Source organism: Asanoa ferruginea, from assembly GCF_003387075.1.
Lineage (GTDB): Bacteria > Actinomycetota > Actinomycetes > Mycobacteriales > Micromonosporaceae > Asanoa > Asanoa ferruginea.
In genome coordinates this window covers 5,575,181-5,595,023 of record NZ_QUMQ01000001.1, presented here as the reverse complement: position 1 = coordinate 5,595,023, position 19,843 = coordinate 5,575,181, and the positions used below count along the sequence as shown (strand labels likewise).

Sequence of the window (19,843 nt, the reverse complement as noted above, 5' to 3'; positions counted from 1 at the left end):
CCAGCAGGTTGGCGGCCAGCACGTAGAGCTGGGTGGCCTCGTTGATGCTTTCCACGGAGTCCTGCCGGAACAGATCGTCACCCCAGGCGATCAGATTGTCCAGATAGGACATGACGGCCTTGAACATGAACGCGGTGGGCCGGTAGCGAGCCACCGCGTGCGGCCGGAACGGAGTGTCCTTCCACTGGCCGATCGCGTCGACCGTCTCCTCCCACAGCTTCGGGTCGGCCCCGGTCGACAGGTTGGTCAGCACCTTCTCGATCAGCGTCGGGTCGCCTTCGCGGAACGGCTTGACCTTCCAGTAGCGCTCCGGTGTGGGCTCGTCGCTGTCGTCGGTGGGGTCGAAGATGAAGTGCAGCCAGCGCTGGGCGTCCTGGTAGCGCGCGGTCCGGGTCAGGTGCACCGCCACGGTGAGCGGCACGTGGTAGAAGAGCTCCCAGTTGTAGCCGGAATAGGCGCCGCCGGGCGAGAAGTCGAGGTCGTCGACCGGGTTGGCGTGCACCTCGTCGTTGACCACCAGCAGCCCGCTGGGCGCGTAGCGGGCGGCGGTGAAGATCTCCTCGCGCAGCTCCGGGACGGCGGTGTCGGCGTCCTGCAGGCCGCGCACCGACTCGTTGATCAAGCGGTCGAGCAGCTCGGTGACCCAGGGGTGGGCGTGGTTGTGGAACCGGTATTTGAGCAGCCGGATCTTCTTCAGGCTCGGCGCCGGCGTGGGTGCCGGCGTCGGCGCCACGATGGTGGCCCCCCGGTCCGCGAGCCAGGACGCGTGGTAGGACGCGGTCAGCGTGGTGGCGACCTGCACTTCCATGGTCAGCTCCTCGGGTCCAGGCGACTGATCGCCCCGTGCGGTCCGCTGCGGAACAACCGGCCCGGGTCTTCGAGCAGGCCGTCGACGCCGATGAGCCGGCCGTCGAACACCACGACCGCCTGCTCGCCGGTCAGCACGTCGGGCGGGTTGACGATCGGGGTGCCGCCGAGCACCGGGCCGACGACGACCGGCCCGTCGGGAGGTTGCGGGAACGCCGGTGCGACCGGCTGCGCGGCCCAGAAGCCGGGCTCGTCGAACTCGTGCCACACCGGGTTCTGCGCGACGACCGCCTGGTCGCCGTCGCTGATCGAGAACTCGGTCCAGTCGGGTTCGACGAAGAACGTGTGGCTGGTGTCGATGAAGAAGAACGGGTCTTCGGGCCGGGCTTCCTGCGCGCCCTTGCCCTTGCCGGGGCCGGTCGACTTGGACAGCAGCGCGGGCGGCGGCACGATCACCAGCTCGTAGCGGCCGGAGACGGCGCTGAGCACGTCTTGGGTGATGTCGCAGGGCGCCACGCCCTGGTCGGTGATGGTGTAGCCGGAGACGTGCACCCGGAACGCCGGTCCCTGACCGCGCCAGCGGCCCTGACCGGCGCGGGTCAGCGGGTGGTCGCCGCTGGTGAGGTAGGGCGGTTCCAGCGGGGTCCGGTATGCGGAGCTGTGCTCGGCCGGGACGTGCCGGCTGACCACCCGGAACGACTGCTCGGCGCCTTGGCCGAGCAGGCTGACCGAGACCGCGCCGTCGGAGAGCACGTCGGCCCAGATATACACGTTGGCCGCGGCGAAGTCGGCGTTGACGGTGCGCACGTAGGGCTCTTCGGCGGTGGCCAGCACCGGGTCGCTCCACACTCCGGCACCGGCCGCGGCGGGGGTGAAGCAGCTCCAGTAGAGCTGCACCTCGACCTTCTTGAGCGGCTTGAGGCCGGAAACCGTGGCCAGGGTCAGGTTGGCCGCGGTGGTGCCGCTGGTCTGCTGCTCCGCCTCGGCCTGCGGGAGGAACAGCACCCAGAACAGGTGTACGCGGCCCTGCCACATGACCATCGCCAGGTGGTCGCCGTCGATCGACGCGGTGATCGGCTGCCACGGGGTCCAGGCCCGGTGCGACCAGGTGCGGTAGTAGTAGCTGGCCGGCGAGCCGTTGGTCCGGCCGACCACGTGCAGCACGTTGGCGTCGGGGTCGGGCTTGCGTTCCAGATAGATGGCGCGGATGTCGAGCCGGGCGATCTCGTCGAGGCCGCGCAGATAGCCGAAGAACGCGGCCTCCACGGTGGCCTGGTCCAGATCGCCTTCCAGCAGCGCGCTCTCCAGGGCGGCGTAGAGGTGGGTCTTATCGTCGCGGAACTCGGGCTCCAGCCAGTTTTCCGGCCAGAGGAAGATCTTGCGGTTGGCCTCCCAGACCCGGTAGCGCTTCATCCACTCCCAGTGCTCGGCGTTGATCGCCGACGGTGCCACGCCCTCCTCCAGGTTGAGCAGGCAGCGCTGCACGAAAAGCTGGACCGAGGACAGCGCGGCCCGCAGCCGGGAGGTCTGCACCACCGGTTCGGTGCCGGGGTCGATCAGGAAGTGCTCGAAGAGCTGTTCCATCCGCTCGTAGCCGGTGACCTGGAGCACCTGCGCGACCAGCGCGTCACGGCGGCGCTGCCGCAGCGGGTCGAAGATGGACCGTGCGACCTGCCGCCACTGCTCGACCTGGTATTTCGCCTTGACGGTGTCGCGTACGTCCTGGGCGGCGACCCGGTCCGGGGTCGGTGTGGCCCAGCGGCCCAGCGCGGCGGGGTCGACGCCGATCCGGTTGGCCAGCGAGAGCACCCGCCAGATCCGGTCCAGGCCCCGCTCGTCGGTGAACGCGGCGGCGACCACCCGGCCGCCGGTGGTGGTGGCGCCGGCGCCGAGCAGGTCGGCGGCCGCCCGCACGGTCGTCGGGTCCCGGCGGGTGATGGTGGCCAGGCGGGTGGTGACGTCGGTGAGCAGCGCCTCCTCCTCGCCCGGGTCGCCGGTCGCGGTGCGGCGCGCGGCGACCAGCAGCGCGACCAGGTCGGCGGGGTCGGCGGCGATGTCGTCGCGCAGCCGGGCGTAGCCGACCAGCCGCAGCAGTTGCCGGAAGCGGGCGCGGACGACCGCCGGCGCCTCGGCCGCCTCGACGGTCGGCAGCGCGCCCAGGTCGACGCCGCCGAAGTCGCCCGGGTGGGTCAGCAGGTGCCGCACCTCCGGCTCGGCCAGCGTGAGCGCGTCGACCACCCGCAGCGCCTTGGTCAACAGCAGGTGCAGGCGGTGTAGCCGGTCGACCTCGGCCCGCGGGTAGGTGACCAGGTCGGCGACCGGAATCCGGGGCGAGCGCAGGCCGCGCACCCCCAACTCGACCTCGGCGCCGGCCGGGTAGCTGAGGGTGAAGCCGTAGGGGATCCCGGCCTGCAACTCGAGTTCGGCGGTCAGGCTCTGCCCGGCGGCGGTGGACGTCGCGGACAGCAGCGGTTCGGCCAGGTGGTCGAAGGTCAGCAGCACCTCGGTGCCGGCGGTCGCGCAGCGGACCCCGAACTGGTAGCCGCCGGACGCCGGCACCTCCACGAAGCCGGTCAGTTCGCCATCGGTCGCGGTCAGCCCGTTGACGCCGGTGGCCAGGTAGCCGTCGAGCAGCGGGACGCCCGCGGCGTCCGGGTCGTCGAGCAGGTCCGGGTTGCCCAGCAGCGCGGCCAGCAGGGTCGGCTCGGGCGCCGCGGCGCCGAGGTCGGTGGTGACGGCGTCGACGACAGCCTGGGCGGCGAGTAGTTGTCGCACGTAGGGCAGCAGCGCGTCGGCCAGCCGGGCCCGCCGGGCGGCGTCGGCCGCCTGGTCGGCCGGGTCGACGCCGAACAGCACCGGCAGGTCGGCGGCGGTCAGGAAGCCGACCTCCCCGACGCCGGGAATCACGTGGCGGCGCAGGTGCTCGTCGAAGATCTCCGGCGGGAGCGGCGCGACGCCGGTCCACGCGTCGAGGAACGCGGCGACCACCGTCGGGTCGACGACCGAGGCCAGCGCCGCGGTCAGTGCCTCGTCGGTGAACAGCAGCGGGTCGGCCGGCACGGCGAAGGTCGCCCGGATCCGGGCCAGTTCGGCGGTGAGCGCGCGGACCAGCATCAGCGGCGGCTCGACGGCGGCGCGGTGTGGGCCCACCGGGTCGAACCGGTGCCGCACCAGGAAGTCGAGGTCGGCCACCGGCAGCCCGCTCGCGGCGATCATCCGTACGGTCTCGACGAACCGGATCGTCTGCTGGTAGGGGTGGTCGTCGGCGGCGTCGGTGACCGGCCCGGCGGGCAGCGGGGTGAACGGGTCCAGCCCGGACAGGTCGATGACGGCCAGCAGGTCGGCGACCGTGATCCGCAGGTGGCGGGCGAGCAGGGCGTGCCGGTCGAGCATGGACACCGTGGCCACGGTCAGCGGAACGGTGGCCGGGTCGAGGGCCGCGGCGGCCAGGATGCTGGTCACCTCGCCGTCGGTCAGCCCGAGCGCCGCCTGCACGGCCTCGCGATGGTCGGCGAGCAGCGCGCCGCTGGTCAGATAACTGCCCGGTGCGCCGTCGAAGACCGGGTCGCGGGTCTGCTCGGTGCCGGTCAGGAACAGCGCGGCGTAGCGCTGGTCGGACATCGGCGCCCACAGGCCCATCAGGTCGCGGCGGGCGGAGCTGGACGCGCCGAGCAGGGCGGCCAGCCGCTGGAGCCGGGCCACGCCGAGCAGCGCACTGCCGGTCGCCGCGGCGATCCCGGCGCCGTTGGTGGGTAGGAACGTGACCAGCGCCTGGTCGGTGTCGGCGATCGTCCAGCCGAGCCGGCGCCAGATCCGCACAAACGTGTTGAGCAGCAGGAAGTCGATCGGCCGGGCGACGCCGCCGGCCAGGTGGACCAGGGTCGTGTCCTCCCAGGAGCACGGGTCGGCGCCTTCCGGGTCGGCGAGCACCAGCGGGTCGCCGGTCGGGTCGGTCAGCTCCGGGTTGACGAACCGGGTGAGCAGCAGGTCGAGCAGCTCGCGGTAGCTGACGCCGAGCCGGCGGGCGAGCACCCGGGCACCGGCCAGCTCGCCCCACACCGGCGGCTCGGACTCCGGCGGGTAGCCGTAGCGGCCGGGCCAGGTGTCCAGCGGGTCGGTCTCGGTCAGCAGGGCCACCTCGACGGCGCTGAAGCCGAGTTGCTCGTATGCGACGGCGGCCAGCCCGTAGCCGGTGGCCGGACGCAGCTCTTCGGACGGGCGCAGCGCCTCGAGCAGGTCGGCGAACGGCACCTCGAAGTGCGCGGTGAACGCCCGCATCGTGGCCACCCACAGGTCGAACGGCGCGGTGAGTGGGTAGCGGGCCGCGCGGAGCAGGTCGTAGGCCTCGGGCAGCACGTTGCGCGGCTCGGCGACCAGGTCCGCGCTGACCGCGTCGGCGGTGTCGTACGCCGCGGCCGGGTTGAGCTCGTCGTGGGCCAGGTAGAACTCGAGGATCTCGTTGACCACGTCGATCGAGGGCAGCACGGTGTTGGTGTTCTCGCAGGTCAGCGGCAGGTGCGGCAGGTCGGGGCGGCGGTCGGTCAGGGCCGTGTAGGGGTTGCCGGCGTCGTCGAGGAACTTGAGCAGGTCGACCAGGTAGGCGGCCGGGCTGAGTACCGAACCGCAGTGCTCGCACTCGCAGTAGTCCAGCGAGCCGAACAGCGACTCGAGCGTCGGGAACTGCTTGACCAGGTCTTCCTGGGCCTGCGCGACCACGTCGGCGGGCTGCGCCAGCGCGGGCAGCAGCCGGGCCTGTCGAAGCTGCTTGGCCGAGCTGACCACGCTGAGCGTGACCGAGCTGACCTGCTGGGCGCGACGCCAGGTCAGCTCCGCCTCGGCCGGGCTCGGGAACTCCGCGCCGTAGCGGGCCAGGAACGCCCGCTGCGGCATGGCGCTGACCTGGAACGCCGAGCCAAGGTCGTGCCGCTGGAGCACGGCGATGGCCTCGTCGCTGGCGGTGATCTGGTATTGCCGGTTGAGCGTCGCGAGCGCACCGGCCGCCGCGTCGGCCCGCTCCGCCGGCATCGCGCCGAACAGCTCTTCGCGGCTCTCCCGCAGGAACCGGTGCAGCGGCCGCTGGCCGGGCACGTAGCCGGCGCGGGCCGCCCGGTCCAGGACGGTGGCGACGTCGCGGGCCAGCACCGGCGAGCCGGCCAACGGCAGCTCGCCGGTGCGGACCCGGTCGCCGAGCACCTCGGTGGGGTAACTGCGGCGGACCTTGAAGGCCAGATCGGCGGCGTACGCGTCGAGCCGGTCGGCGACGGCGTCCGCCGCGTAGGCGGGCGGGATGAGTTGGGCGAGGACGCGGTCGTTGCCGCCGGCCAGTTCGACGAGCCGGGTGCGCCAGGCGGCCGGCTGGTAGAGCTGGCCCGCGACCAGCGTTGCCGGCAGTGCGTCGGTGGAGCCGGCCTCGGCACGCAGGCTCTCGGTCACCCGGGCGCTGTTGAGGGTCAGCGCGGCGAGCTGGGCGGTCAGCTTGAGCTGGTCGGCGGGCAGGCCCTGGTCGCGGGCCTGCTTCCAGAGCGTGGCGGCGTCGCCGGTGTGCGCGGAGAACAGCGCGTCGAACCGGTCCTGCTGCTCGGCGGGCAGACCGGTGGCCTTCAGCATCGAGCCGTAGCTGGACGCGGTGCCGCTGATCGCCAGCTTGCGCCGGGTGATGGTGCCGTAGCGGTCGAGGCGCTCCTTGGCCGCCTCGATCTGGCCGTCGTCGAGCGCCACGATGCCGGCGTCGACCGCCTTGCGCAGCGCGTGGTCGATGCCGGAGGGGCTGATCCGGGCGAGCTGGACGGGGTCGGTGGGCAGGCCGACGCGCAGCAGGCCATAGCCGACCTGCGGGTCGATGTCGACGCTGCGGGCCAGCTTGTCGGCGGTGGCGGCGACCGCGACCAGGCGGGCGTCCCAGCCGGTGGCCTCGCGCAGCAGGGCCAGGTCGCGGCGGTCGTCGTCTTCCTGCGCGTCGGCCAGGGCACTCTCGCCGAGGTGTCCGCGCAGGCCGGTGGAGAGGCGCTGGAACTCGCTCCTCGGCTCGGGCAGCACCTTCTGGGGTATGACCAGGTCGACCGGCGCGGCCGGGTCGACCTTCTGGACCGGTGCGGCGAGTTGGACCTCACGCTCGTTGATCACCGCACGCACGTCGAGCCGCTGGACCCTTGCGGGGAGTTCCCGGTCGAGCTGGTAGCGGCCCGTCTTGTCGGTCGCGATCTGGGCGAACAGGGTGACGGTGCCGCCGAAGCCGGGGACGTAGAAGCGCAGCGGGATGCCGGGTGCGGGCAGACCGCGATCGGTGACCAGGCGGCCGGCCAACCGGCGCGGCGGCTCGTCGGCGGCGGCCCGCGGGTCCGGAAGGACAACCTCGGCCTGTTCGGGCTCGCTGGGCAGGTCGGACTCGTTCTCCGGGTCAGGCCGGTTTTCCGGGTCAGGCCGGTTTTGTGGGCCGGGCTGCACCGGGATGGGACGCACGGCGGCCGTCACCGGCCGCGTTGGCACCCCAGGCTCGGCGGGCGGGGGCTCGGGCTCGGCGGGGCCGTCCGATCCGGATACCGCGCCCATCAGCGTGGTCGGCAGGTCGGTCAGCGCGGCGTCGATCAGGGTCGCCGTGTTGCTGTCGACGATCGCGGTGTCGATCAGGCCGTGTGCGCCCTGAAACGCCGCGACGGCCCGCGCCGTAGCCACGCCGAAGAGCCGCTGGCTCTGCTCGGCCTCCGGGATCACGTAGCCGAGGCGGTCGAGCTCGGCGTGCAGTGCGGCGACGTCTTCACCGGCGAGACCGGCCCGAAGATCCCTGCCATGCGGTCGCATACGCTCCCCTTCCCGACACTGCCGAGATGACCGTGTCGGGGTGGGGCGTGCGGCGGAAGCGACGGGTCCGAGATCTGACCCGGCGATCAGACGATGATCTCCGTGGCGGCCCCTATGGTGAGCCAGTGGACGCTGTCGCGGACCGGGTCGGGTGCCGCGGCGAACGCGCGTTCGATCGCCGCCCGCGGCTCCTGGAAATGGCTCCAGCCCTCGTAGTGCACCGGGATCGTGGTGTGCGGGCGGACCAACTCGCAGAGCCGGACCGCCTGGCGAGCGGTCATCGAGTAACGCAGCGGGCCGGTGATCGGGAAGCGGACTCCACCGAGGTGGAGGACGGCGGTGCCCACCGGGATCCGGCCGGCCACCTCGCGGACGCCGCGGTAGAGGACGGTGTCTCCGGTGAACCAGAGGGCGCCGTGCTGTTGCCCGGGCCAGCGCAGGGCGAAGCCGACGACGTCGCCGACGAGCGGGCCGCTCAGCGGCGGGCCGTGCCGGCAGGGCGTCGCGGTGATCTCGATGGCGGGCTGGCCGGGCCGGGTCAGGGTGAGGCTCTGCCAGGCGCGCAACCCGCGGGCGCGGCCGCCGAGCCGGGTGGCACCGGACTCCGTGGTGACGATGTCGTCCACCGTGGACAGCAGCTCACGGCCGGCGTCGTCGAGGTTGTCGGCGTGGTGGTCGTGGGTCAGCAGCACCGCGTCGATCGGGCCGAGGTCGGCCAGGGCCAGCGCCGGGCCGGTCAGCTTGCGCGAGGAGGTGCCCAGGCCGAACCCGTAGCGCCGGCCGGGCGGGTCGAAGGTCGGGTCGGTGAGCAGCCGCCAGCCGGCGACCTCGACCAGGGTGGTCGGGCCGCCGACGTGCGTCAGTTTGACCTCGGTCACCGGGCGTGCTCGAGCGCCCAGTCGAGGGCGTAGTCGGCGATGTCCTGCCAGCCCTCCTGGGCCGGCAGCAGGTGCGCGTAGCCGTCGTAGAGCTTGACCTCGGTCACCGTGTCGCCCTTGTAGTGCGCGGCGTTGGAGCGCTGCACGCTCGGCGGCATGATGTGGTCTTCGGAGCCGGAGATGAACAGCAGCGGCGCCCGCTTGTCGTTGTGGTAGTTGACGGCGATGTCCTGCGGCCCGGGCAGCAGGTTGGCCAACACGCTGTCCCAGAGGATGCCGCCGGAGGCGGGGATCGCATAGCGCTCGTAGAGCGCCCGCGACTCGTCTTCGGGGAAGTTGTTGGTGAAGGCGTAGTGGAACTGCTCGTAGTCGAACGGGACCGCGCGGTGCCGGTTGGCCGGGTTCTTCAGCACCGGGAACGTCGAGCGAAGCTGTGAGAACGGGATGACCTTGACGCCCTCGGTCGGTGCCGAGTTGAGGACGACGGCAGACGTGCCGTAGCCGCGGTCGAGCAGCACCTGGGTGAAGGCGCCGCCGGCGGAGTGTCCCATCAGGATCGGCGGCTTGGGCAGCGCACCGACCACCGAGGACAGGTGCTCGATGACCTTCGGGGCGGTCAGCGCCTCGATCGGGGACGGGTCGGCGTTGAGCGCTTCGACCTCGACCTCGAAGCCGGGATAGCCCGGGGTGAGGACGGTGAAGCCTTTCGCCTCGTAGTGCGTCTTCCAGTGTTCCCAGCTTCGTGGGGTGACCCAGAAACCGTGGATCAGGACGATCGTGTCTGGCTTTTCGCTCATGCTCAGGGCTCTCCGGGTGTCGAGTCGGGGCGAGGGAAAGTCAGGCTGAACCTGGACATCGTCATCCTCCCATCGCGAGCGCCCGCGCACCCTCGATCATTCGGCCGTTGCCGCATCTACCCCGGTTGACGTCGCTGCGCTACGTTCCGATGCTGTGAGTGTGACCATCGCGACGAGCGTCGAACCGTCGACCGACCCGCGCACCGTCAACGGGATCGAGCGTGCCCTCGACGTGCTGCTGCTCTTCTCCCGGTCGCACGAGCCCAGCCTCGGTGTCACCGAGATCGGCCGGCGACTCGGCCTTTCCAAGGCGGTCGTGCACCGCATCCTGACCACGCTGTGCAGCCGCCAGCTCATCGTCGCCGACGAGACCAGCCGCCGCTACGTGTTGGGCCCGGCCTCGCTCGCGCTCGGGCGGGCGTTCCTCGACCGGGTCGACGTGCGCGACCTGGCCCGCGAGCCGATGCGCCGGCTGAGCGAGGCGACCAGCGAGACCTCGACGTTGTCGATCCGGCTCCGGCACAGCCGGGTCTACCTCGATCAGGTGACACCCCATCGCGACGTGAAGATGGAGGTGCAGGTCGGTGCCGCGTTCCCGCTGCACGCCGGCAGTTCCTCCAAGGCGTTCCTGGCGTTCCTCACCGAGGCCGAACGGGAGGCCTACTTCGCGTCCGGGCCGTTGACCGCGCTGACCGACCACACGGTCGTCGACCCCCACTTCCTGCGCGACGAGTTGCGGGTCATCCGGGAGCGCGGCTACGCCGCCTCGTTCGGGGAACGCCAGGCCGGCGCCGCGTCGGTGGCGGCGCCGGTGTTCGACCACGAGGGCCGGCCGGTCGTGGTGATCAGCGTGTGCGGCCCGGTCGAGCGGGTCCGCACCCGGGTCGGCGAGATCGCCCAGACCCTGCTGGCCGAGACCCGCGACCTGTCCGCCCGGCTCGGGCACAACAACAGCTAGTTAGTGCCGGTCGACCGGGCCGGAGGAAGCGGACCGCTTGGCTGCCTCGGCGGAGTGCCAGAGGACGGCGCGGTTGATCCGGTTCGGATAGCGGTCGATCATGATGTTGTAAAGCTCGCGGGCGTCGTCGCTGCCCCGGTCGGCGGCTTCCCAGTCGCGCAGATACTGCCGGGTCGCCTCGATGTTGTTCGGGTCGTCGGCCGCGCCGTCGCGCTTGTGGCCGGCGACCACCGTGTCGGGGTTGAGGTCGGCGATCGTGTCCAGCGCGTCGAACCACTCCGCGAGCCCGTCGGCGCTGGCCTCGGAGAGGTAGAGGTGCACGTCGTTGTAGACGCTGTCGCCCGCCGCGACCAGCCCGATCGACGGCGCGTGCAGCGCGGTCGTGTGGTCGGTGTCGCTGTGCCCGAGCGGCACCACGACGAGTTCCTCGCCCTCCAGCTGGAGAATGTCACCGTCGAGGCGGTCGGCCACGACCGGGTCACCGATCTGGTCGGGAAACGCCTGCCGCCAGAACGCGTCCAGCCAGTTCGGGCCGACCTGTTGCTTCATCACGTCGACCACCTCGGGCACGGCCACCAGCCGCGCGTCCGGGAAGCGTTCCAGCACCGGCGCGGCGCCGAAGAAGTGGTCGCCGTGCCCGTGGGTGATGTAGATCGTGGTCAGGTTCTTGCCCGACGACTCGACCCAGTCGGCCAGGGCCTGCCCTTCGCGGTCGGTCATCAGCGCGTCGACCAGCACCGCGTCGCGGTCGCCGTGGATCAGCGTCGCGGCGGTCGGCGACCACATCTCGCGCTTCTCGCCGGCGGGCAGGTCCGCGGACACCACCGGCTTCTCGGGCGCGACGAACGTCTCGTACGCAAGTGTTGCCATGTCGACTCCCCGTGTCTTCGGCACCTCTGACCTACGCTTTCACCGATCACCCCGGGCCGTGGCGGAACGGGGCGCCTCAAGAGACGCGCGAGTAACGGGAGCCGCATGAGTCTGCGATTCGAAGAGTTGGCCTGGCGGCAGACGCCGATGGGTGAGATCAGCCTGCGCCGCCGGCGGGACCCGACCGTCGACGAAGACGTCTACGAGGTCAAGCTCGGCGACGAGTTCCTCATGTCGAGCCTCTTCACCGTCGCGGAGATCGAACTCGCGCGTCTGGGCCTGGCCGAACTGACCGGCGACGACCTCGACGTGGTCGTCGGCGGCCTCGGTCTCGGTTACACCGCGCGCACGGTCCTGGAAGACCCGCGGGTCCGCTCCCTGGTCGTCGTGGATGCCCTCGACGAGGTGATCGCCTGGCACCGCGACGGCCTGCTGCCGTTCGCGTCAGCCGTCGTTGACGACCCGCGCAGCCGGCTCCAGCACGACGACTTCTTCGCCCTCACGGCGCTGCGCGGAAAGCGGTTCCACGCCGTGCTCGTCGACATCGACCACAGCCCGAGCCACCTGCTGCACCCCGACCACGCCGCGTTCTACACGCCCGACGGGCTGCGCCGGCTGACCGACCACCTGCACCCGGGCGGCGTGTTCGGCCTGTGGTCCAACGACCCGCCCGACGAAGCCTTCACCGCACGGCTGGCCGACGTCTTCGGCACCGCTCGCGCGCACGTCGTCGAGTTCGACAACCCACTGCAAAGGCGAATTTCCACCAACACGGTGTACGTCGCGACTCAGGGCATCCCGGAGTCGTGATAGTGCGCGGCCATCCACCGCTCCTGGTCGCTGAGTCGCGTCCACGGCACCGGGGTGACGATGGTGCGGTGTTCGCCGACCGGGCACCACTGCAGGCGCAGCGGGCCGAGCCGGATCGCCTTGAAGGAAATGCCCGGCACCCAGACCGTGGTGAACACATGCCCGTCGCGGCAGCGGACCGGCACCTCGAACTTCTCCGTGGCGGCCGGCCCGCGACGGGCCAGGAACACCAGGCCGACGATGGTCAGGCCGACCACCGTCACCAGCACGAACACCACGACCGCGTTCTCGTTCACCGCCGCACCTCCTGCGCCGCCCTCACGATGCCACGAGCAGCGCGGTTCCGCGAACCCTCAGTTTGACCTCGGCACCGGGTGCCGGCAGCAGGTGCGCGGGGCAGCGCACGGTCACCGCACAATCGCCGCTGATGACGTGCGCGATGCCGCTGCTGCCGTGAAACTCGACGGCGGTGACCAGCGCGGTCGCGCCGTCGTCGGTGAGCTCGATCTGCTCGGGCCGCAGCAGCACCTCACCGGCGCCGTGCTCGGCGGCGGTGCGCAGCTCGACCGGCCCGATCGGCGTCTGCGCGGTGCCGCCGTCGAACGTCGCCGGCACCGTCGCCAGGTCGCCGACGAACCCCGCGATGTCCCGGTCGACCGGGCGCAGGTAGAGGTCGCGCGGCGTGCCCTCCTGGCGGATGACACCGTCGCGCAGCACCGCGACCCGGGCCGCGAGCGACATCGCCTCTGCCTGGTCGTGGGTGACCAGCAGCGCCGTCGTGCCGGTCGCCCGCAGGGTGGCGGCGACCGCGCGCCGGGTGCTCCCCCGCAGTTCGGCGTCCAGCGCCGAGAACGGCTCGTCGAGCAGCAGGAGGTCGGGCCCGGGTGCGAGCGCCCGGGCGAGCGCGACCCGCTGCTGCTCGCCGCCGGAGAGCGAGTGCGGCCGCCGGCCGGCATACCGGGCGTCGAGCCCGACCAACTCGAGCAACTCCCCCACCCGGTGCCGGGCCCGCCGCTGCCGCCACGGCAGCCCGAAGGTGATGTTGCCGGCGACGGTCAGGTGCGGGAACAGGTTGCCGTCCTGGGTGACGTACCCGAGCCGGCGCTTCTCCGGAGCCAGGGCGGTGACCGGGCGGCCGCCGATCACCACGGTTCCGGCGTCCGGGCGGTCGAACCCGGCGACGATCCGCAGCAGCGTCGTCTTTCCCGACCCGGACCTGCCGAGCAGCGCGGTCAGCTCACCGCTGGGCAGGTCGAGGTCGACGCCGGCCAGCACCACAGTGTCCCCGAATGACTTGCGCAACGCTTTGACGATCATCTGGTCGCCTCGTGGTCCCCTCGGGTGAGCAGATAGGCCATCGGAGCGGAGACGACAACCATCAACAGGGCGTACGGCGCCGCCGCGCCGTAGTGGATGGCCGACGACTCGCTCCAGAACTCGGTCGCGAGCGTGCGGGTGCCGATCGGCGCGAGCAGCAGCGTGGCGGTCAGCTCGGTCACCACGGCGAGGAACACCAGCGCGGCCCCGGCGCCCGCGCCCCGCGCGATCAACGGCACGGTCACCCGGAGCAGCGCGGCCGCCGGTCTGGTGCCGAGCGCGCGGGCGACGTCGTCGAGTTCGGGTGGTGCCTGGGCAAGGGCGGAGCGCAGCCCGACCAACGCTCGCGGCAGGAACAGCGTCACGTAGGCGGCGACCAGCATGACGGTGGTCTGGTAGAGACCGGGCAGGTAGCGGATCGCGACGGTGATCAGGGCCAGCGCGACGACGATGCCGGGCAGGGCGTTGCCGACGTAGGTGCTGCGCTCGATGATCCGGCTCGTCCAGCCCGGCCGGCGCACCGCGAGCCAGGCGACGGGCAGGGCGGCGAGCGTGGTGACGGCCGCGCCGGCCAGGCCCAGCCCGAGGGTGCTGCCTGCGGTGGCGAGCAGGTCGCCGACCGGGAACGCGGTGGAGGCACTGACCGTCAACCAATAGCCGATCATGCCGAGGGGTACGCCGAGCGCGCCCGCGGCGACCAGCAGCAGGCCGCCGGCGGCGGCGACGCGGGCCGGCCAACCGAGGCGGTGCGGCACCGGGCGGCGGCTGGCGCCGGAGCCGATCCTCGCGATCCGGCCCGGGCCCGCCAGCCGCAGTTCGCCGAGGAGCAGCAGCAGGCACAGCAGCACCAGGACGCCGGCGAGCGCCGTGGCCCCCGTACCGTCGAATGTGGATTGGTATTGGTCGTAGATCGCGGTCGTGAACGTGTCGAAGCGCAGTGACTGGATGGCGCCGAACTCGGCCAGCAGGTGCAGGCCGACCAGCAGCGCGCTGCCGAGCGCGGCCGGCCGCAACCGCGGCAGGGTGGCCCGGGCGAACGCCCGCCACGGGCCGAGGCCCAGCGACCGGGCGGTCTCCTCATAGGCCGGGTCGGTGCCGCGTAGCGCGGCCGCGATCGGCAGGTAGACCAGCGGATAGTAGGACAGCGTGGTGACCAGCACGGCGGCGCCGAAGCCGGACAGCCCGGGCCGCAGTGAGGTCCAACCGAAGCTGTTGACGAAAGCCGGCACCGCCAGCGGCGCGACCATCAACGCTGTCCAGAATGGACGACCGGGAAGGTTGGTGCGTTCGACCAGCCACGCGGCACCGGTGCCGACGATCAGACAGGCGGCGGTGGTGGCCAGCACCAGCATGACGGTGTTCCCGAGCAGCTCGCCGACGCGAGGGCGCCAGACCAGGTCGACCACGCCGCCGCCGGCACTGACCAACCCTTCGACGACGTACCACAATGGAACGACCGAAAGAGCGGCCACCGCGAGTGCGGCAGCCGCGCGAAACGGCGGGGGCCGAAGGCCGACCCCCGCCGCGTCGCGGCCGGTCACAACAGGCCGACCCGTTGCATCTCCGAGATGATCTTCGGGCCGTTGAGGGTGTTGAGGTCCACCGTCGGCGCGCCCAGCTCGGCCAGCGGCTTGAGCTTGGCGTTCGACGCGACGCCGGTGCCCACGCTGTATTCGAAGGCGGTGCTGTCGGCGAGCGCCTTCTGCCCTTCCGGGCTGGTCATGTAGGCCAGCAGTTGCTGCGCTTCCGTGGCGTGCTTGCTCGCCTTGAGGACGCCGCCGCCGGAGACGCTGACGAACGCGCCCGGGTCCTGGTTGCCGAGGAACGCCAACTTGGTCTTGTTGCTGTTGGCGCCGCCGTCGGCCTGGTCGCCATACCAGTAGTAGTGGTAGATGACGCCGCCCGGGACCTCACCGGAGTTGGCGGCCTTCATGATGGCGCTGTTGCCGCGGTAGATCTTGGCGTTGTCCTTGATGCCCTGTAGCCACGCGGCGCCGGCCTGGTCGCCGACCAGGGCGTAGACGGCGCTGACGATCGCCTGGAAGTCGGCGCCGCTCGGCGAGACGCCGAACCTGCCCTTCCACTCGGGCTTGGCCAGATCGAGGATCGACTTCGGGAGCTGCGCCTCGGTCAGCGCGGCGGTGCCGTAGACGAAGACGGTCGACCGGGCGGCGACGCCGACCCAGTCGCCCTTGCTCGACGAATACTGCGCCGGGACCTGGCCCTTGGTGGCGGCGTCGACCGGTGCGAACAGGTCCTTGCTCGACACCAGCGACATGGCCGGCGAGTTCTCGGTGATGAACACGTCGGCGGGCGACCTGCCGCCCTCGGCGACGATCTGGTTGGCGAGCTCGAAGTCGCTGCCGTTGCGGATCTCGACCTTGATGCCGGTCTTGGCGGTGAAGCCGTCGGCCCACATCTTGCCGACCTCTTCGTGCTGGGCGTTGTAGAGCACGAGGGTGGTCTCGCTGGCCGTTTCATCGGTTTTTGAGCCGCAGGCGGTCAGGGCGAGTGCGGCGGTGGTCGCGATCGCGACGATCAGTGATGGGCGGCGCACGGTGAGGCAGGTCCTGTCTGCTGGGGGTGATGTGACAAACGAAGGTTAGGCTTTACTAAGTAAGTGCCGACTCCCTAAATTTGGGGGGTGCCCCTCTCCCTGTTGGTGATCGACGACCACCGCGTATTCACCGACACCCTGGCGCTGAGCCTCGACCTCGAGCCCGACCTGTGCTGCGTCGCGACCGCCCAGACGGCCCGCGAGGGGCTCGCCAAGGCCGCCGCGATCGAGGTCGACGTCGCGATCGTCGACCTCGACCTGCCCGACGCCAGCGGCATCGAGGTCGTCGCTGAGCTGCTCGCGCTGCGCCCGGCGCTGCGGGCCATCGTGCTCACCGCCCACCCGCGCGCCGACCTGGCCGCGCGGGCTCTCCTTGCCGGGGCGGCCGCCTTCCTCCCGAAAGACGCCGCGCTGCGGTCGATCCTGTCGGCGGTCCGCACCGCCGACCCGGCACACCCGGTGGTCGACGCCCCGCGCCAGCCCGCGATCGCTTTGACCGCACGGGAATACGACGTGCTCCGCCAACTCGCGCAGGGCCTCGACGCCCACCGCTGCGCGACCGCCCTGGGCCTGTCCGTCTACACGACCCGCGACCACATCAAGGCGCTGATGGGCAAACTGTCGGCACACACCCAACTCGAGGCCGTGGTCGCCGCCGACCGGCTCGGGCTGATCTCCGTCGGCTCACGCTACTGATGCGCCGCGCGCTGGCCCGGCACCTGGCGGTGGCCGCCGTCGTCGGGGTGGCGCTGACCGCGCTGGTCTCGGTCGGGCTGTGGCGGCTGGCCGAGCAGGACGCGAGGCGCGGCGCGGAACGGGTCGCCCGGCAGGTCTCGTCGGCGGTGCTGATGTCGGTCGCGTCGCACGACTACGCCCGCCCTGGCGGCGTCGACCGCGCCGACCTGCTCGACCACCTGACGCCGTTCCTGCGCTCGAAGATGGTCGACCGCGTCAAGATCTTCAGCCTGCGGGGCGGCCAGGCCACCGTCGTCTTCTCCGACGAGCCGCGCAACGAGCAGCACACCGAGACGTTGCGCCCCGCGCTGGACGCGGCCCTTCGGTCCGGCCAGGTCCTGGTCGAGCCGGTCCCCCGCGACGCCGGCCACCGCTTCGAGAACGCCTTGACGGGCCAGCGGATGGAGGTGTTCTTCGGCTTCCGCGACGGCGGCGGCAACCCGGCCGCGCTCGAGCTCTACGTGCCGGTCGACGTGGCCGGCACGACGGAGCACGGCGTCATGGTGCTGCTGCCCGTGGTGCTCGCCGGTTTCCTGGTCGTCGCGGCCGCGCTGCTACCGGTCTCGCTGGCGCTGGCCCGCCGCACCGACCGCGAACGGCTCCGGCACGGCCTGACCGCGGTCGAACTCACCCGCCGCGACGTGGCCCACCGCCTACATGACGGCGTGATCCCAGATCTGGCCGCGGCGGGCCTACTGATCGAACGCGGCGCCGACCATCCCGACCTGCTCGGCCGGGCACACCGGCTGGTCACGGGCGAGGTGCGCCAGTTGCGCACGCTGCTGACCAATCTAGTGCCGACCGGCTCCTCCTCCGACGATCCGGTTGTGGCGCTGCACGACGCGGTCGGCGGCGACGACGTTTCGCTGGAGGTCTCGGTTTCCGGGCCGGCCGCCCCAGAAACCGTGGCGCTGCTGCACCAGGCCGCGACCGAGCTGGTCCGCAATGCCCGCCGGCACGCCCAGGCCACGCACATCACGGTCCGGCTCACCGCTTCCGGCCCGGACACGCTGGTGCTGACGGTGACCGACGACGGGATCGGCTTCGACCCGTCGGCCTCGCCGCCGGACGGTCACGTGGGACTGCGGTTGGTGTCGCGGTTCGTGGCCGACCACGGCGGCACGCTGCGGATCATCAGCGAGCCGGGTGCCGGGACGGTGGCGTCGGTCAGTGTGCGGCGGAGCGCCGCAGCCGCCGGGCGGCCAGCACGACCAGGGCGCTAGCCAACGCGGTCACCACGAGCATCACCACGAAACCGCTCCACCGGCCAGGAGCGGACAGACCTTGGCGGAACCCGTCGACCGCCATGGCCACCGAGGCCAGCCAGACGACCCCGAGGAATGCGAGCAGCGCGTATGCCTTCGGCCGGGTCACCGCCGCAGCTATCGCCGATCGAAGTCGCCGTCCCGCGCGTCCTGGCAGGCCGGGTCAGCGTTCGTCGATGGTCACGTCGATGCGGTAGTCCTGTGCGCGGTAGCAGTGGTCGCCGTATTCGACGGCGACGCCGTTGGCGTCGAAGGCGCTGCGGGTCATGGTGAGCACCGGTTCGCTGGCCTTGAGGCCGAGGTTGCGCCGCTCGGCCGCGGTCGGCATCCGCGCGGCGATCTCCTGGTGTGCGACCACCGGCCGGATGCCGCGGGCCCGTAGCAGCGCGTAGAGCCCCTGCTCTTCCAACTGCTCCCGGGTGACGGCGGATGCTCGCGGTGGCAGCCAGTTGCGCAGGATCGCCAGCGGCTGGTTGCCGGCCATCCGCAGCCGCACGATCGACAGCAGCTCGGTGTCGGCCGGCAGGTCGAGCTCGGCCGCGACCCGTTCGTCGAGGACCGGCTCGTAGCCCAGCACCGTTGTCGACGGCCGCCCGGCGGCCCGGTCGAGGTCGTCGAAGAGGCTGGTAAGGCCGGCCCGGCGGTGGACTTTGCGGTTGGCGACCGTGGTGCCCAGCCCGCGCCGGCGCAGCAGCAGGCCCTGGCCGACCAGCTCCTGGATGGCCCGCCGCACGGTCGGCCGGGACAGGTCGAGCCGCTCGGCGAGGGCGATCTCGTTTTCGAACGGATCGCCCGGCTGCAGGCGCCCGTCGTCGATCGCCGCGCGGAGTTGCTCGGCGAGCTGGTGGTAGAGCGGCACGGGCGACGACCGGTCGATCGACACGCCCACCTGGATCGCCATGCCCGCACTTTACCCGCCCGCGCTTAGGTTGACGTTACGTAAAAATGTTGGGACAAATGCTTGACGTGAAATTGACGTACGTGCACGCTACCTAGCAGACCCGACATCGGCGACGGAACGGGTGAACGCGATGCGCATCGGCCTGGTTGGAGTGGGACGGATCGGCGCCTTCCACGCCGAGACACTGGCCTCCCGCGCCGATCTCGTGGTCACCGACGCCAACCTGCCCGCCGCCCGCGCGATCGGCTTCCCCGTGGCCGACGACATCACGTCCCTGCTCGCGTCCGGCATCGACGGCCTGGTCATCGCGGCCGCGACACCCGCACACGCGCCCCTGCTGACCGCCGCGGTCGCGGCCGGCGTGCCGACGTTCTGCGAGAAGCCGGTCGCCGCGACCCTGGCCGAGACGCTCGCGATGACCGCGCTCGTGGAGGGCAGCGGGGTGCCGGTGCAGATCGGCTTCCAGCGCCGCTTCGACGCCGGCTACCGCCGGGTGCGCGAGGCGGTTGCGAGCGGGTCACTGGGCTTCGTGCACACCATCCGGGCCAACACCCACGACCAGGCGCCACCACCGGCGGCCTACATCGCCACCTCGGGCGGCATCTTCCGCGACTGCTCGGTGCACGACTTCGACATCCTGCGGTTCGTGACCGGTCGCGAGGTGGTGACGGCCTACGCGACCGGCGCCAACAAGGGCGAGCCGTTCTTCACCGCGGCCGGCGACGTCGACACCGGCGCTGCCGTGTTGACGCTCGACGACGGCACCCTCGCGCTGGTGTCCGCGACCCGCTACAACGGCGGCGGCCACGACGTGCGGATGGAGGTGCTCGGCTCCGCCGGCGCGCTCGGCGTCGGGCTCGACCAGTCGCTGGCCCTGACCTCCGCCGAAGCCGGCGTCGACTTCCCCACCGGCCCGCGCCACCAGTCCTTCATGGACCGCTTCCGCCCGGCCTACCAGGCCGAACTGGCCGCGTTCGTCGACGTCGTCCGCGGCGACCGCCCCTCCCCCTGCACCGTCCGCGACGCCCTGGAGGCCTTCCGCGTCGCCGAGGCGTGCGAGCTGTCCCGGGCCGAGGGGCGACCGGTCGCCCTGGCCGAAATCAAAAGAGCGTGACACCGGTGTACGCCCCCGCCCGTCAAGGTATGGCAC

The 19,843-nt window shown here is 71.8% G+C and carries 16 protein-coding genes; 6 read left to right on the top strand and 10 right to left on the bottom strand.

Annotated elements, in window-relative coordinates:
• Positions 1-548: 548 nt before the first annotated feature.
• Positions 549-773 (top strand): hypothetical protein, encoded by a 225-nt coding sequence (locus tag DFJ67_RS26210; protein WP_116070454.1) that lies wholly within the window; start codon positions 549-551, stop codon positions 771-773.
• A 37-nt stretch (positions 774-810) separates the two neighbouring features.
• On the opposite strand, the gene DFJ67_RS26205 is transcribed toward DFJ67_RS26210, so the two are convergent.
• The 3 genes from DFJ67_RS26205 to DFJ67_RS26195 all read right to left on the bottom strand — a co-directional run bounded on the left by DFJ67_RS26205 (position 811) and on the right by DFJ67_RS26195 (position 9,280).
• Positions 811-7,605 (bottom strand): neuraminidase-like domain-containing protein, encoded by a 6,795-nt coding sequence (locus tag DFJ67_RS26205; protein ID WP_116070453.1) that lies wholly within the window; start codon positions 7,603-7,605, stop codon positions 811-813.
• Positions 7,606-7,691: 86 nt separating this feature from the next.
• Complete coding sequence (locus DFJ67_RS26200; protein WP_116070452.1) at positions 7,692-8,483, bottom strand: MBL fold metallo-hydrolase; 792 nt, start codon at positions 8,481-8,483, stop codon at positions 7,692-7,694.
• On the bottom strand, positions 8,480-9,280 hold the full coding sequence (locus tag DFJ67_RS26195) for an alpha/beta hydrolase (RefSeq protein ID WP_116070451.1): 801 nt from the start codon (positions 9,278-9,280) through the stop codon (positions 8,480-8,482). Before DFJ67_RS26195 ends, DFJ67_RS26200 begins: the two co-directional genes overlap by 4 nt.
• Before the next feature lie 160 nt (positions 9,281-9,440).
• On the opposite strand from DFJ67_RS26195, the gene DFJ67_RS26190 reads away from it, so the two are divergent.
• Positions 9,441-10,238, top strand: coding sequence for an IclR family transcriptional regulator (locus DFJ67_RS26190; RefSeq protein ID WP_239096968.1), 798 nt, complete (start codon positions 9,441-9,443; stop codon positions 10,236-10,238).
• Here DFJ67_RS26190 and DFJ67_RS26185 read toward each other — a convergent pair whose 3' ends face one another.
• The gene (locus DFJ67_RS26185) at positions 10,239-11,108 is read right to left on the bottom strand and encodes an MBL fold metallo-hydrolase (RefSeq protein WP_116070449.1); all 870 of its coding nucleotides are present in this window, start codon (positions 11,106-11,108) and stop codon (positions 10,239-10,241) included.
• Between the two features lie 105 nt (positions 11,109-11,213).
• Here DFJ67_RS26185 and DFJ67_RS26180 point away from each other — a divergent pair, with 105 nt between their 5' ends.
• Positions 11,214-11,918 (top strand): polyamine aminopropyltransferase, encoded by a 705-nt coding sequence (locus DFJ67_RS26180; protein WP_116070448.1) that lies wholly within the window; start codon positions 11,214-11,216, stop codon positions 11,916-11,918.
• Here DFJ67_RS26180 and DFJ67_RS26175 read toward each other — a convergent pair.
• The 4 genes from DFJ67_RS26175 to DFJ67_RS26160 all read right to left on the bottom strand — a co-directional run bounded on the left by DFJ67_RS26175 (position 11,897) and on the right by DFJ67_RS26160 (position 15,792).
• Positions 11,897-12,214 (bottom strand): hypothetical protein, encoded by a 318-nt coding sequence (locus tag DFJ67_RS26175; protein WP_116070447.1) that lies wholly within the window; start codon positions 12,212-12,214, stop codon positions 11,897-11,899. The genes DFJ67_RS26180 and DFJ67_RS26175 overlap by 22 nt on opposite strands.
• Before the next feature lie 22 nt (positions 12,215-12,236).
• Positions 12,237-13,235: an ABC transporter ATP-binding protein gene (locus DFJ67_RS26170; protein WP_116070446.1), complete on the bottom strand. Its 999-nt coding sequence runs from the start codon at positions 13,233-13,235 to the stop codon at positions 12,237-12,239.
• A complete protein-coding gene (locus DFJ67_RS26165; RefSeq protein WP_203783079.1) occupies positions 13,232-14,683 on the bottom strand; it encodes an ABC transporter permease in 1,452 nt (483 codons plus the stop codon). The genes DFJ67_RS26170 and DFJ67_RS26165 overlap by 4 nt, the downstream gene beginning before the upstream one ends.
• Positions 14,684-14,772: 89 nt before the next feature.
• Entirely contained in the window at positions 14,773-15,792 is a 1,020-nt protein-coding gene (locus DFJ67_RS26160) for an iron ABC transporter substrate-binding protein (protein WP_116070444.1), read from the bottom strand.
• An 87-nt stretch (positions 15,793-15,879) separates the two neighbouring features.
• Between DFJ67_RS26160 and DFJ67_RS26155 the strand changes: the two genes are divergently transcribed.
• Positions 15,880-16,488, top strand: a complete 609-nt coding sequence (locus DFJ67_RS26155) for a response regulator transcription factor (RefSeq protein ID WP_116070443.1) — start codon at positions 15,880-15,882, stop codon at positions 16,486-16,488.
• On the top strand, positions 16,488-17,750 hold the full coding sequence (locus tag DFJ67_RS26150) for a sensor histidine kinase (protein WP_116070442.1): 1,263 nt from the start codon (positions 16,488-16,490) through the stop codon (positions 17,748-17,750). Before DFJ67_RS26155 ends, DFJ67_RS26150 begins: the two co-directional genes overlap by 1 nt.
• Here DFJ67_RS26150 and DFJ67_RS26145 read toward each other — a convergent pair.
• Together DFJ67_RS26145 and DFJ67_RS26140 are read right to left on the bottom strand one after the other, a co-directional pair.
• The gene (locus tag DFJ67_RS26145; protein ID WP_116070441.1) at positions 17,695-17,901 is read right to left on the bottom strand and encodes a hypothetical protein; all 207 of its coding nucleotides are present in this window, start codon (positions 17,899-17,901) and stop codon (positions 17,695-17,697) included. The genes DFJ67_RS26150 and DFJ67_RS26145 overlap by 56 nt on opposite strands.
• Before the next feature lie 54 nt (positions 17,902-17,955).
• Entirely contained in the window at positions 17,956-18,693 is a 738-nt protein-coding gene (locus tag DFJ67_RS26140; protein WP_116070440.1) for a GntR family transcriptional regulator, read from the bottom strand.
• Positions 18,694-18,823: 130 nt separating this feature from the next.
• Here DFJ67_RS26140 and DFJ67_RS26135 point away from each other — a divergent pair, with 130 nt between their 5' ends.
• Entirely contained in the window at positions 18,824-19,807 is a 984-nt protein-coding gene (locus DFJ67_RS26135; RefSeq protein ID WP_116070439.1) for a Gfo/Idh/MocA family oxidoreductase, read from the top strand.
• The last annotated feature ends 36 nt before the right edge of the window (positions 19,808-19,843 follow it).